Source organism: Candidatus Glassbacteria bacterium (assembly GCA_019456185.1).
Classification (GTDB): Bacteria; Gemmatimonadota; Glassbacteria; order GWA2-58-10; family GWA2-58-10; genus JAJRTS01.
Window position 1 is genome coordinate 13,383 of the sequence record VRUH01000018.1, and the last position, 12,507, is coordinate 25,889.

Consider the following 12,507-nt stretch of genomic DNA (forward strand, 5'->3'; position numbering starts at 1 on the left):
CCTGTTCGCGACCGGCGAATTCAGCCAGTTCCGGCCAGACAGCTTCGAAATAACGCGAGGTGGCCGGCGAGCCGATCCAGCCGACTGTGAAGCAGTCCGGATCGAATGCCGTGCGTGGCTCGAAACGCGAACAGGCAATCGGAGTGTAAACTGTCTGCACTTTATCCGGCGACGCCCCCCGGCTTACCGCCTCATCGGCCGCCAGCCGGCTGACCGCCAGTACGACAGACGCGGTCCTGACCTGGTGGCTGAACCTGACATTGCGCATATCGCTGCGCAGGTAGACCGCGTCGTCGAAATCATAGACCACCCGCGGGTTGATCCTGCGAATCAGCTTCTGCAGGCCGACCGGAAAGAGTACGCGCTGGATCAGCACAATATCGGCTGTGGCTGCGCCGGCCAGCAGACGGACGACTGACCACAGGTGCCAAAACTGTTCGAGGACAACCCTGAGCGCCCCGATCCGGCGACCGTCAACCAGACGCCGGCAATAGCCATCCGAGGTGTAGCTGAGCGCCGTGTAGCTCAAAACGCCGTCGTTGCGCAGACGGTCGAGCAGGTCGTAGACCCTGATCCTGCTCGCAGGCGCGGTCCGGGTACCCTCTGTCAGCGCCAGTAATTTCAATGCGGTTCCTTACAGCCGACTGGAAAAGTAAAGATATTGGCGATCCACCGCTGACGGGGTTCTCTCAGTGGTCTCCCCCGCTAATCATCCGCAGGCCGTGTTTGACCGCCGGAAGCAGGCAGTCCAGGTACTCTTCCACGGCCGATGGCGAGCCGGGAAGGTTGATTATCAGGGTCCGTCCCCGGATACCGGCCGCCCCGCGGGAGAGCATCGAGAACGGCAGGCGGAGCTGTCCGTGGGCGCGGGCCGCTTCGGCGATTCCCGGAGCCGGCCGCTCGACCAGGCGACGAGTCACCTCGGGAGTGTTGTCCCTGGGTCCGGGACCCGTGCCTCCGGTAGTCAGCACCAGCTCTAGTTTGCGGCCGTCTGCGTATTCCAGCAGGGCGCGCTCCACTTCTTCGGGGTCATCCGGCACCACCCGGATATCGTCCACCAGGAACCCCTCCTCCTCCAGCCGTCCGGCGATCAGTCCGCCGGACTTGTCCGCCCGCGTACCGGCGGCGGCGCGGTCGGATATCACCAGCACGGCCGCTTTCGGCTCACCCTCGATCGGGGGATTGTAGTCCGATTTCCCCCCGCGTTTCGACAGCAGGCGCACCTCGCCCAGCTCCAGGTTGTCATCGACCATTTTCGCCATATCGTAGATTGTCAGCGCGGCCACCGAGGCTCCGGTCAGCGCCTCCATTTCCACTCCCGTGCGATGGATCGCCTTGACCTCCACCCGGCAGTCGATACCGTCCTCGCCCACCGTGAACTCCACCCCGACAAAATCCACCGCCACCGGATGGCAGTAAGGGATCAGCCGTGACGTTTCCTTGGCTGCCTGGACAGCGGCCACCTTGGCCACCGGCAGGGGATCGCCCTTGGGAAGGCCGCCGTCGCGCACCAGCGCCACCGTCGCCGGGGACAACCTGACACTCGAGACCGCGACCGCGGTGCGCAGGGTTTCGAATTTCCGCGAGATATCCCTCATAGCTTCTCCACCTCCGCTGATTCAGCCCTGTTTCTGTTGTTCAATCTATTGTCTTGTATAATCCCGGGCCAGTGAAATAGAGCCCTGTCTCCTTGACATTTTCCCCGACTGCGGATTCCCAGGCGGCCGCATAGAACCTGAGCTGCCCGGCGTAATAGACTGTCAGCTCGTCGAGACGGCTCTCTGCGTCACGGTCGGTCTTGTAGTCCACCAGCACCCAGCCGTCCGGCTCGCGAAAGGCCAGATCCACCATCCCGCGCACCACTGCCGGCACGCCCTGCTCGTTCCAGCGGACCAGCTCGAACGGCACCTCGGCCATCACCCGCTGCGCCCCGGCGGCCCTGCGCCACAAGTCGCTCTCCAGCACCGCGCGGGCCGTGTCGACCGCGCTGTCGATATCGATACCCTCGCAGTTCTCCGGATCAAGCAGCCGGCTGGCCAGCAGAGACAGGTCCTGGCCGGGTTTGCGGGCGCCGGCCTCCAGCAGCAGATGAACCGCCTGACCCCACTCGGTGCCGTGCTCACCGGATGCGCCCGGATGAGACAGACTACCCGAGAGCGCCAGGCGCTTGGCCTGGTCCAGCTCGTAACCGGGGACGGCAACCCGTTCCCAGGCCGCGGCCAGTTCCGGCGGATGCGCTTGCAAATCGCCGTCACCACAACCTTTCCCGGCATCTGCCAGGGGGTCGTTAAGGTTGCCGTAATCAAGCCGGTCGCAGTCATCCAGCGCGGAACGAAAATCCTTCCAGGGATTGTGATGGTCGCCCTTTTCACGCGAGCTTACAACCAGCCGGTCGCGGGCGCGGGTGGCGGCCACGTAGAGCAGCCTGACCCGCTCGGCTTCCAGAAACTTCCGCTCCTCGTCCATTTTGTCCGGCCAGTCGGGATGGGAAGCCAGCAGTTCGCCGGGTCCGCCGAACGGGTTCTGACGGCTGATCGCCAGAAAGCCGCGGCTCTCCGCGCCGGAGCGGTCCACGTGGACCTCGACCGTACGCCTGGCGCTGAAGCCGGTCGGGTCCGCCAGGAAGACCACGTCGGCCTCCAGTCCCTTGGCCTTGTGCAGGTTCATCACCGCCACCGGCCGCTCGTCGCCCGGACGGGCCTCCGTGCTGTCGGCCTCAAGTTCGCCTTCGGCCAGACGGCGCAGCAGCTCGAGCACCCCGGTGACCGAGTTCCGGGCCTGCTCCCGGCCGCGGACAATCTCCAGCGCCCGCGCCAGTCCACCCGCTCTCTGGTTGCCTCCCCGGGCGGCAGCGGCGGCTGCGAACAGTCCCATGTCCGCCGCGATCCGCTCCAGCGCGGCCACCGGTGCCAGTTTTTCCAGCCATCTCGCGTAGCGTTTAAGCCGGGCGAAAGCGTCACGGTAACTTTCCGCTGCCTCCGGTTTCAGACCGGGGGGCAGCTTGTCATCCAGGTAGCGGAACACGCCGTCGTTGCGCACCAGCTCGTACAATGCGGGGTCGCTGAACCCGAACGCCTCGCTGCGCAGGGCGGCCACCAGTGTCAGCGGGTCCTCTGGACGGGCCGCGGCCGAGGCCGTCAGCCAGAGCTGCCGCACCTGGGGCAGCAGACCCAGGGAACTGCCGCCGGACACCTGGTTGGCAATACCCAGCCTGTCCAGCGCGGCGGAGTAAAGAGCGAGACCGGCGCGGCGCCAGGTCAGCACCATCACGCGGGGGACTTCGCCGTCACCTGCCCGTTCCAGAATATCGCGGACAGCGGCGGCGACAATCCCCGGCTCCACGGCGCGGACACTGCTGTTGCTTTCCGATCCGGCCTCATCCAGCCACAACTGCTCCACCCTCCCCCCCTCCGGGTCATCGCGGGCCGGTTCGAGCCTCACATACTCCGGCGAGTAGAGATCGCCGCCGAAGTTGTCCGCGAACTGATCGTTAACCCAGCCGACAACCTCGCGTTTAGTGCGGAAATTGGACCACAGCAGCAGCACCTCGCCGCCGCTGTCCCTGATCCTGTCCCGGACCTGCTCGTAGGTGACAATATCGGCCCGGCGGAAGCGGTAGATCGACTGCTTGGGATCTCCGACCACGAACAGCGCTCCCGGACGCGGCCTGCATCGGGTCCAGTCCGTCTCAGCCGGGTCTTCCGCTGTGAGCAGCAGCATGATTTCCGCCTGCACCGGGTCCGTATCCTGGAACTCATCGACCAGCAGGTGGGTGAACCTGCGGGCGAAATAGCTCCTGGCCTCGTGGCTGTTCTCCAGCAAATCCCGCGCGGCAAGCAGCAGGTCGGTAAAATTCAGCCGGCCGCTCTGCAGTCTGCCGTGACGGTTATAGTCGGCGGCCCTGTGCAGAAGCTCCATGGAGGCCGTATAGCGCATGGCGCGCCAGCGCGCGAGCAGGGGTTCCGCCTCGCGAGTGCAGAACTCCTCCCATTCATCCCGCTCACGGACCGCCCTTTGACTGTCCGGCCAGATTTTCCGGACAACCGTCCGGGGACGGCAGGCGGTCAGAATTTCCGCCAGCTCGGCGGGGCTGCTCCTGTCCGCCTGGGAGAACATCCGCAGCAGCTTGCGGAACAGGGGTATCAGCTTGTCGTTGCCGGTGTCCGGCGGCAGCCGCAGCTCCCTCAGCAACCGCCCGATTCGCTCGATCCGGGGGGCCAGTACCCTGTCCAGCTCCCCGGCCGTCAGCGGCTCGATCTCCGGGGGCAGCGGCCAGCGGTCGATATCGGGGTAATCGCAAAAAATCGAGTAGGCCCGCTCCAGGTCCGAGGGTAGAATACCCAGCCGGTCGAGTTCGCTCAGCGCGGGGTCGGAACCGGCGATCAGCCCGGCGATAAACTCGTGCCAGCACTCGGCCCGCAGCTGCTCGTCCTCCTCCTGCTCGATCTCGCGGAAATCCGGGTCGACTCCGGCTTCCACCGGCCGCTCGCGGATCAGCCGGGCGCAGAAGGAATGGATCGTGCCCACAAAGCCGAGGCCGGGCTGTTCCAGCGCCTTCGCTATTCTCTCCGCCCGTTCGCCTGTTTCCTGATTGTCTGGCGGTTCGAGACGCTTTTCAAGTTGCTCGCGGAAACGGGTCCGCAGCTCGCCGGCGGCCTTGCGGGTGAATGTGACAGCCGCCATCTGCTCCACAGCGCAGCGGCCGGTGGCCACCAGTTCCACCATCCGGCCCACCATGCTGGTGGTCTTGCCGGTCCCGGCGGCGGCCTCGACCAGGAAATTCCGTTCGAGATCGGTGAGGATCGTCTCGCGCTGGGTGGCGTCCCTGATGTTCGCTGCGCGCTCAGTCATAGGTCCTCACCCGGCGGACATTCTTCAGCACATCGTTGGCTGGGTCCTCCAGCTTGCGCGCCTGGGCCGCGGCCTGGGTTTCGACATCGCCGCAGATTTTCCGGTAGGCGCAGTAGCGGCAGTCGGCTGTATCCTCGGAGGCCGCGAACGCTCCCTGGCGGCTGATCCCGCAGAGTGAATCGAGCAGTTCCCGTCCCCGCCGCAAATCTCCCGCTGTCCATACGACAGCCTCTCCGCGTCCGCCGCCGGCCGGGAAGAAATAGCGGAACCTGTCGGCAGCGGCGCCTGGCCGGAGCTTATCGAGCCGGACCTGCACCATCGCCAGATACAGTGCATGCTGGACCCGCCGCCCCCCGTTGAACGGCCTAGGAATGCTGTAGCTGAAAGTGCCGCCTGACTTGTAATCGGTAACCGTAAACCGGTTCCCGTCGTCTTTCAGGCTGTCGATCCGGTCCACCCGGCCGCGGACCCTGACTGTCCCGCCGGGCAGCGCCAGCGGCAGCGGCGTGTCACAGCCCAGCTCATCGCTGCCCTCGGCCGCCAGTCCAATCGATGTCTCCAGCCAGCGGGGTACGTGCCTGGTGCAATATTCCGCCTCCTCGACCAGGAACACCCGGCAGGCCTGCAGCAGCCAGTTGCGGCGCGCCTGGGCCGCGGCCTCGCCCGGCACGGGGAACTCGACCCTGAACTCCGCCAGCGATTCCGCGGCGATTGCGGCGATCAGCTCGCGCTGTCCGGGGGAATTCTCCGGCAGGACACCGTCCTCCAGGAGCCGCTCCAGGAAGCGGTGCAACACCTGATGGACCAGCTGGCCGGCGGCGGCGGGGTCGAGCCACTGGGACGGCGGCGGGGGTTCGCAAGGCTCCTCGAGGCCCAGCACGTAGCGGTAGTAGTAGCGACGGGGGCAGGCTCCCAGGGTTTCCAGGCCGCTGGCCGAGAGCACCGGCCCATCCCCGGAGTACGGGTCGAGTTCCGCCCCGGCCTCCGCGAGCAACCCGTCGTACACGCCGAATGACGTGGACAATCTGGCGCGGACGGCCTCTTCCCCGCGCACGAGATGGGGAAAATGTTCCCCGAGCAGCGTTCGCGATTCCCCGCTGCGGTTACTCAGCAGCCGGGCCAGCCACCAGTCGGTCTCGCGGCAGGCCATCCCCGCCTCCGGCGGCGCAAACGAGGAGGGCGCCGCCAGCGACTCCAGCAGCTGTTTCTGACCCGCGCCGCTGTCGCCGCAGAGCGAGCGGTAGACGGGCAGGAGCGCCGGAGCGGGAAACAGCTCGCGGCCATCCTGCGGATCGCTGGAGGAGAACGAGAGAATCACCCGTCCCCGCAGGCGGGCCAGCAGAAGACCCAGTTCGCGCTCTGCGCGCTGCTGGCGTTGGAGCGAGGTGGCGAGGCCGGGGCTGAGGCGCTGACGTTCGCTATCGAGCAGCAGCGGGTTCTGGCCGCCAGACGGAGGCCAGCGGGTATCGTCCATGCCCAGCACCACGCTCAGCGGCCGGCCGGAATGGCCGCCGGAGATTATACCCGCCACGTGGAGTTTGCCCGGCTGCGGCGCGTTACCCATCACCGGCACTTCACCGGCCAGCTCGGCCAGGTAGGCAGCCGCCTCGATCCCGCCGCCGTGGACCTGCCGCCAGTCACGCAGCCCGGTCAGGCGGTCCAGCAGGGCGCGGCGGGCATAGGTGTCGAGTTCGGTGGGATGGGCCGCGAAATCCTCGATCAGACGGCACGCGCCCGCGACAAGCTGTTCCTCATCGCCGCCGCTTTCCGGGCTGATTTCCAGCAGGGATGAAACGGTATCTCGCAGCAGCCGGGCCGCTTCCAGTTGACGAGGTTCGACACCGCCGCGATCATTTTTCCGCCGCCGTCCGAGATTATTCACCCGCTGGCCGAGCAGCCTGATCCAGCGGTCCCGTCCCTTGCCGACCGGCAGGGATTCGAGCTGCGAGGCCAGGAAAGCGTAAGGGAGCTGGTTGTCATCGGAGCCGGGCGGCAGCAGCAGACCCTCGCCCACCATCTCGGCAATCCCCTGCATGGCGAACCCCGATTCGACCCAGCGCAGCCAGGCGGCCAGCAGCCGGCCCGGTCGGGTCAGCCGCGACCGGACACCCTCGGCGAACGTAACCGGCAGGCTGTCGCCACGCAGCAGAGACTCCGGCAGGGACTCCTGGAGAAGTTCATAGACCAGCTGTGGATATGTTTCCCGGTCTGGATGGACCAGTTCCACCTGCTCAAGCGGAATTCCCGCTGAAATTATCCGCCGCAGGACACCGCGGACCTCGTTGGCCGGACCGACCGCCCGCACTATTTCCGCTCCCGTCCCGACCGTGCTATCCCGGAAACGGCAGTCATTCCCCGCCTCTTTTTCCCAGCCGCAGCCCTCAGCGGGCGAGTCCACCGGCAGGCGCTCCACCCTGCCCCCGGGCAGCGAGTCCAGAAACCCGCTTTCCATGACAGTCAGCTCGGAATCCTCCGGCAGAAGCAGGAGCGGCAGGTTCGCCCGTTCCCGCTTTAGTTCAGCGGCAGCCATCCGCAGCAGCCCGGCATAGTCGGCCAGCTTTTCGCGTTCGAGGAATTCGAGATAGTTTTCGAGCAGAGCTGAGAGTTCCCGGCCTTTCAGCCCGTTTTCGAAGGCCCTGCCCGCCAGCTCGTCGGGTTTAAGCCCGGCCAGACGGAATTCCTCGAGCAGGCGGCTGAATCGGGCAATCAGCGCGGGAGTGGGCCGGAGGGAAAACAGATAGCCGCCTTCACCGGTGCGCCGGGACTGGAAGAGCCTGCCGGTGAGCAGCAGCGCGCTGCGCGAGTTGAGGATTTCGAACCCGCCGCTCTCGAGCCGGGGGGCGGCCAGCGAGGCGGCAGCGCCGCGCAGGGTGCGGACATGCAGGTTCAGGACTGGACAATCGCCAGCCGCTACGGAATCGATCCACTGGTAGCCGACCCGGCGGGTGGGCGCGATCAGCCATTTCTCATCGGCGGGATGCGTGCGGCAGAAATCGGCGATCGCACTGGTGAGAGTATTCATAGCCGGAATCCGAACCAGCCGGGCAGGCGGAACCTCCCGGCCCAAGGAGTAGTCATGCGGCAGCCTCCGGATCGCCCGGTGTGTTACTGTCCGGCCCCGATACTCAGCACCCAGTCCTCGGCGCCGGGCGCGGTGAATGTCCCGACCCCGCCGCCGGAGACAGTGAACGGCTCGCCGTAGCTCCCGTCACGGGGGTCGAACCAGCGGGCGCTCAGTTTGCCGGTTGCTTCGCTCAAGTCCAGGCTGATTTTTCCGCCGGCCGGGGCGTAGACCATGTACTGACGGCCCGGTTCGGCCAGGCAGTAGGCCTCGCCGCCGCCCTGGACCAGCTCGTTGTGCGGCTCCATCTTCCAGTACTCGTAGCGTTTGATATGCTCCGCCGCCAGCGCGAGCTGCTCGTCGCCCACACAATCTGCCCCCAACTGACGGAGACCGAACAGGTGGCGCTCCAGCGGCTTGGCCGGCGCCCAGCTGCGGCCGATGGAGCCGTAGGTATGGTCGTTGTTCTCGTAGCGCCAGTCGGCCCAGACAGTGTGCGCGCCGGCGGCGTAGAAACTCCAGATTATTTTCAGCGGTTTCTCCGCCCGCGCCTGGCCCTCCCAGAGACCCTCGGTGACGATCACCGGAAAACCGCCCGATTCCGGCGGCGAGGCCCAGGTATCGAGCGCCAGGGCGTTGTTCAGCGAGGCTTTCTGCCACTCCGGGTTGCTGTAGTTGCCGACCGCAGTCTGGACGGTGTTCAGTTTACGGCTGTCGGGGATATCCAGTTCGCTCAGCCAGCGGCGGTCCTCGTTGTGCCACTGCTCGCAGTCCTGGGCGGTAATCATCCTGCCGAACGGGGTCAGCGAGGCGAAGAACCTGCCGTATTCGAGGAACTCCTGCTTATCATCCACGCAGTAATCGAAGACCTCGGTGTTGCCCAGCGACCAGTAGGCCACATTCCAGAACGCGGCCTGGCGCGCCAGGAAATAGCGCATCAGCGAGATGTTGGTCTCAGAGTCGAACCGGTCGTGAATCCTGGGTTCGAACACGAGCTCATCCGGCGGGTACTTGCCCTTTTCCTGACCGCCGAACTTGCCGCAGGGTCCCTCGAACGAACCGAGATAGATTCCCGCGGCGGCGGCGGTGCGGATCATCTCGTCCCATTCGCGCCACATCGGGAGGTTGAACCGCTGGTAATTCACGATTTTATGGAGGTCCTCTTTAACAAACTCGGCTTTTTCCGATGGCTTGGTGGCCCAGGCGGTCCGGTTACCCCAGCCATCGCCCCAGACAGTTGTGTTGAAATTGGGTACGACCAGGGTGTTGTAGCCGCGAGCCTCGCACCAGGCGATCATGTCGCGCCAGTCGGTGGGAGTGAGATGGCAATCGGCGAACACCGCCAGGGGCAGGAAATGTTCGCCGTGCGAGTCGGTCAGCCAGCGCGGGTTGTCCGGGTCCTGCTTCCAGGGACCGGGCAGGGAGCCTTTTTCCACGCACTCGAAACTGCCGACCTCGCCCGGCCAGCCGTCGCTGAAATTCAGCGAGTAGAACCAGGTGCCGAGTTCATCGGGCATGAAGCGCTGCCGCCAGAGGTTTATCCCGTCGTAAAAACCCCAGAAGCGGACCACGCGGCCGCTCGGCGAGGTGAAGCTGGCGTTGAGCGTAACATCGGAAAACGGGTTGCTGTAACGGGACTTGTTGGTAACCGAGGTCTCGAACAGGCCATAGAGCGGCACGCGCACCTCGCCCGTGCGCGGCAGATCAAGCTCGAATGCTTCTTTACCGCAGGAAAACGATAACGTCAGGGCGGCAAGCAGGACGGCATAAGTCAAAATTCGGGTCATGGCAGGTTTGTCCTCCACCTGTGCAGGCTGATTGTGACAGATACTGTTTAACTCAGGCAGGGACAAGTTAAGGCAGGAGGGGGGCAAAATCAATCCCCCGGCTCGTGGTCGTCCGGCGTGTACTCCAGGATGTCGCCCGGCTGGCAGTCAAGCTCGCGGCAGATCGCCTCCAGGGTGGAAAACCGCACCGCGCGGGCCTTGCCGGTTTTGAGCACCGACAGGTTGGCGATAGTGACCCCCACGCGCCCGGCAAGCTCGGTGAGGGACATTTTTCTTTTGACCAGCATTAGATCCAGATTGATTAAGATCGGCATTTTTTGCAGTTTTCCATTGTCACACTGTCAGATCACTGTCTTTTTGCAGGCGCACACCCATGTCGAACACCTGGGCCAGGACCAGGACCAGCAGGCCGAGAAGAGGAAGATTTATTGTCCAACCCACATTGAAACTGGCGCTTACCTCGGCTCCCGGAATTTTCAGATATTCAAGATAGCCAAGAGAAACAAGGTAATACACCAGGGAAAGCAGCGGGCCATAGAGTACTATAATGATGCCGATCAACCTGACCCGCCGCACGTTATCGAACGTAAACGGCCTACCATCCCGCGCCGTGCGGACGATTTTACGTAACATGAAAGCCACGATAAGATACAGGAAAGATACCGGGACGACAGCCATCTGTGTCCAGTTGTTGGCCTTTTCATTTACGCGAAGAACTGCAGGGCCAGACATGTATTGAATAGCAACAGGGCTTTCCTCCAATGCGGCACTGCCCACAGCGGCTTGTTCATTGAATTTAAGAGTCAGCGTTGCGGTTGCTATACCCTCAGGTCCGACTCCGGTAGCGGTCATTGCCGTTTCAATCAACATAAAAGTTAACCCCAGCAAACCGGCGTACCAATTAATATCCACCACGATTACCGCAATCCTGGTCAGCAGAGTTTTCTTGACCGCACTCGTTTCAGCCATTGTAAGCTCTCCGGGCAAAGGTGTAATAAGCAGTTGTTGACAGGTGTCTTTTACCTATTATCGCTAATCTTTTATCGTTTGTCAATAAATGTTGCAGAATATTTTTAACCTGGAGTTCGTTCCAGTTCAACGCACCCTGCCCAAATCTTTGCATCCCCGCCCGCGGCCTGTTATAGTGTTTCTCGAAAGTTTTGTCTTTTTTGCAAAGGAAAGAAAATCCTGAGAATGGTACGGAATAACTTCCATTGTTCGTAAGAAATCGTAGGGGCTTTCCCTTGTGTTCGCCCGTTAAGCTGTTGGGCTACTGTATACTTTGCGGGCGAGGCATGCCTCGCCCCTACGCGGAAAGGAACGGCTCTTCGAAGGTTATTCACGTGGACATTTCTTTTGAGAATCGCACTAGTATGAATCTCAATTGAACTCAGCAATTATCTTACTACAGCAACCTAGAGGGCCTCGACGATGAAAGAAAAAGTGGTCCTGATCGGCGCGGGCAGCGCCATGTTCACCAGCGGGCTGGTGGCGGATTTGCTGAGGGCTGAGTGGGAGGCCGAGCTGGCCCTGGTCGATATCGACCCGGAGGCACTCTCCGTGGCGGAGAAAGTGGCGCGCAAGATGGTGGCCGCCAGCGGAGCGCCGGTGACTATCTCCGCATCCGCCGAGCGCCGCGATCTCCTGCCCGGCGCCACGGCCGTGGTCTGCACCGTGGGGGTGGGGGGACGGCGGGCCTGGGAGCAGGACGTGCTGATTCCCCGTAAGTACGGGATCTTCCAGCCTGTCGGCGACACGGTGGGGCCGGGCGGGATGAGCCGCGCGCTGAGGATGATCCCGGCGATGGTGGCGATTGCCGAAGACGTGCTTGAACTGTGCCCGGACGCGCTGTTTTTCAACTACTCGAACCCGATGACCGCTACCTGCACGGCGATCCGCAGGGCCACCGGCGCCAGCGTGACCGGCCTCTGCCACGGAGTGGGCGAGGTGGCCAAGTACCTCTCGGAGCAACTGGGTGTTCAGGAGGATGAACTGGACTGGCAGGCGGTGGGCTTGAACCACCTCACCTGGTTCACCCGTGTGGCCGCCGGCGGGAAAGACATGTCGGACAGGCTGGAGCAAATCGCTCGTGAGAAGCTGGAATGCGAATGGGTGGACGGCAATCTGGCGGAGAATTTCCTCGACAACTGGCAGTGGCGCCGTCCCGATGACGAACCCGAGGAACTGAACCCGGTGAGCTGGCAGCTGCTGCTTTCTTTCGGGGCGTTCCCCGCGGCGATGGACCGTCACGTCACCGAGTTTTTCGGCCTCCAGTATCTTCGCCAAGGATCCTACCACGGCCGCACCCTGGGGGTGGACAGCTACAGTTTCGAGCGCACAATCGCCGCCGGGGACCGCGAGTACGAGATCATGCGCGAGCAGGCCGAAAGCGCGGGCGAGCTGGACGAGAGTTTCTTCCGCCACAGCAGCGGCGAGCACGAGCAGGTGATGGAGATTATCGGCAGTATCCGCGGCAACCGGGGGCGGGTCTATTCGGCAAATCTGCCCAACCGCGGCCAGGTGGAGAATCTCCCGACAGGCGCGGTGATCGAAAGCCCGGCGGTGGCCAGCGCCGAGGGACTCCGCCCGATCCGGCCCTCGCAGCTTTCTTCCGCCCAGGCGGCGGTGATCCGCAACCGGCTTGAGGCTGTCGAGATGATTGTGGAAGCTGCATTGGAGGGCAGCCGGGCAAAATTCGTGCAGGCCCTGATGCTCGACGGGGCGGTGGCGGGCGCGGGCGCTGCGGAAAAACTGGCCGATGAGCTGCTGGCCGCCCAGCCGGATTTTTTACCCTGGTACGGGGGATGA

Annotated in this window: 7 protein-coding genes and 1 pseudogene (1 of these 8 cut by a window edge); 1 reads left to right on the top strand and 7 read right to left on the bottom strand. The window is 64.0% G+C overall.

Going from position 1 to position 12,507, the window contains the following annotated elements; translation table 11 throughout:
• From FVQ81_08650 to FVQ81_08680, 7 genes and pseudogenes are all read right to left on the bottom strand, one after another.
• A pseudogene (locus tag FVQ81_08650) lies at positions 1–625 on the bottom strand (glycosyltransferase family 4 protein); it reaches 101 nt to the left of the window's first position.
• A gap of 64 nt (positions 626–689) precedes the next feature.
• On the bottom strand, positions 690–1,598 hold the full coding sequence (locus FVQ81_08655; GenBank protein ID MBW7996617.1) for a bifunctional molybdenum cofactor biosynthesis protein MoaC/MoaB: 909 nt from the start codon (positions 1,596–1,598) through the stop codon (positions 690–692).
• Between the two features lie 40 nt (positions 1,599–1,638).
• On the bottom strand, positions 1,639–4,851 hold the full coding sequence (locus FVQ81_08660) for an AAA family ATPase (GenBank protein MBW7996618.1): 3,213 nt from the start codon (positions 4,849–4,851) through the stop codon (positions 1,639–1,641).
• A complete protein-coding gene (locus FVQ81_08665; protein ID MBW7996619.1) occupies positions 4,844–7,873 on the bottom strand; it encodes a PD-(D/E)XK nuclease family protein in 3,030 nt (1,009 codons plus the stop codon). The genes FVQ81_08660 and FVQ81_08665 overlap by 8 nt, the downstream gene beginning before the upstream one ends.
• 83 nt (positions 7,874–7,956) lie before the next feature.
• The gene (locus FVQ81_08670) at positions 7,957–9,699 is read right to left on the bottom strand and encodes a DUF5060 domain-containing protein (protein MBW7996620.1); all 1,743 of its coding nucleotides are present in this window, start codon (positions 9,697–9,699) and stop codon (positions 7,957–7,959) included.
• An 89-nt stretch (positions 9,700–9,788) separates the two neighbouring features.
• Positions 9,789–10,013: a helix-turn-helix transcriptional regulator gene (locus FVQ81_08675; GenBank protein MBW7996621.1), complete on the bottom strand. Its 225-nt coding sequence runs from the start codon at positions 10,011–10,013 to the stop codon at positions 9,789–9,791.
• Between the two features lie 19 nt (positions 10,014–10,032).
• Positions 10,033–10,668, bottom strand: a complete 636-nt coding sequence (locus FVQ81_08680) for a DUF2975 domain-containing protein (GenBank protein ID MBW7996622.1) — start codon at positions 10,666–10,668, stop codon at positions 10,033–10,035.
• Positions 10,669–11,130: 462 nt separating this feature from the next.
• Here FVQ81_08680 and FVQ81_08685 point away from each other — a divergent pair, with 462 nt between their 5' ends.
• Positions 11,131–12,507 carry a hypothetical protein gene (locus FVQ81_08685; GenBank protein MBW7996623.1) on the top strand — a complete coding sequence of 459 codons (1,377 nt, stop codon included), beginning with the start codon at positions 11,131–11,133 and terminating at the stop codon, positions 12,505–12,507.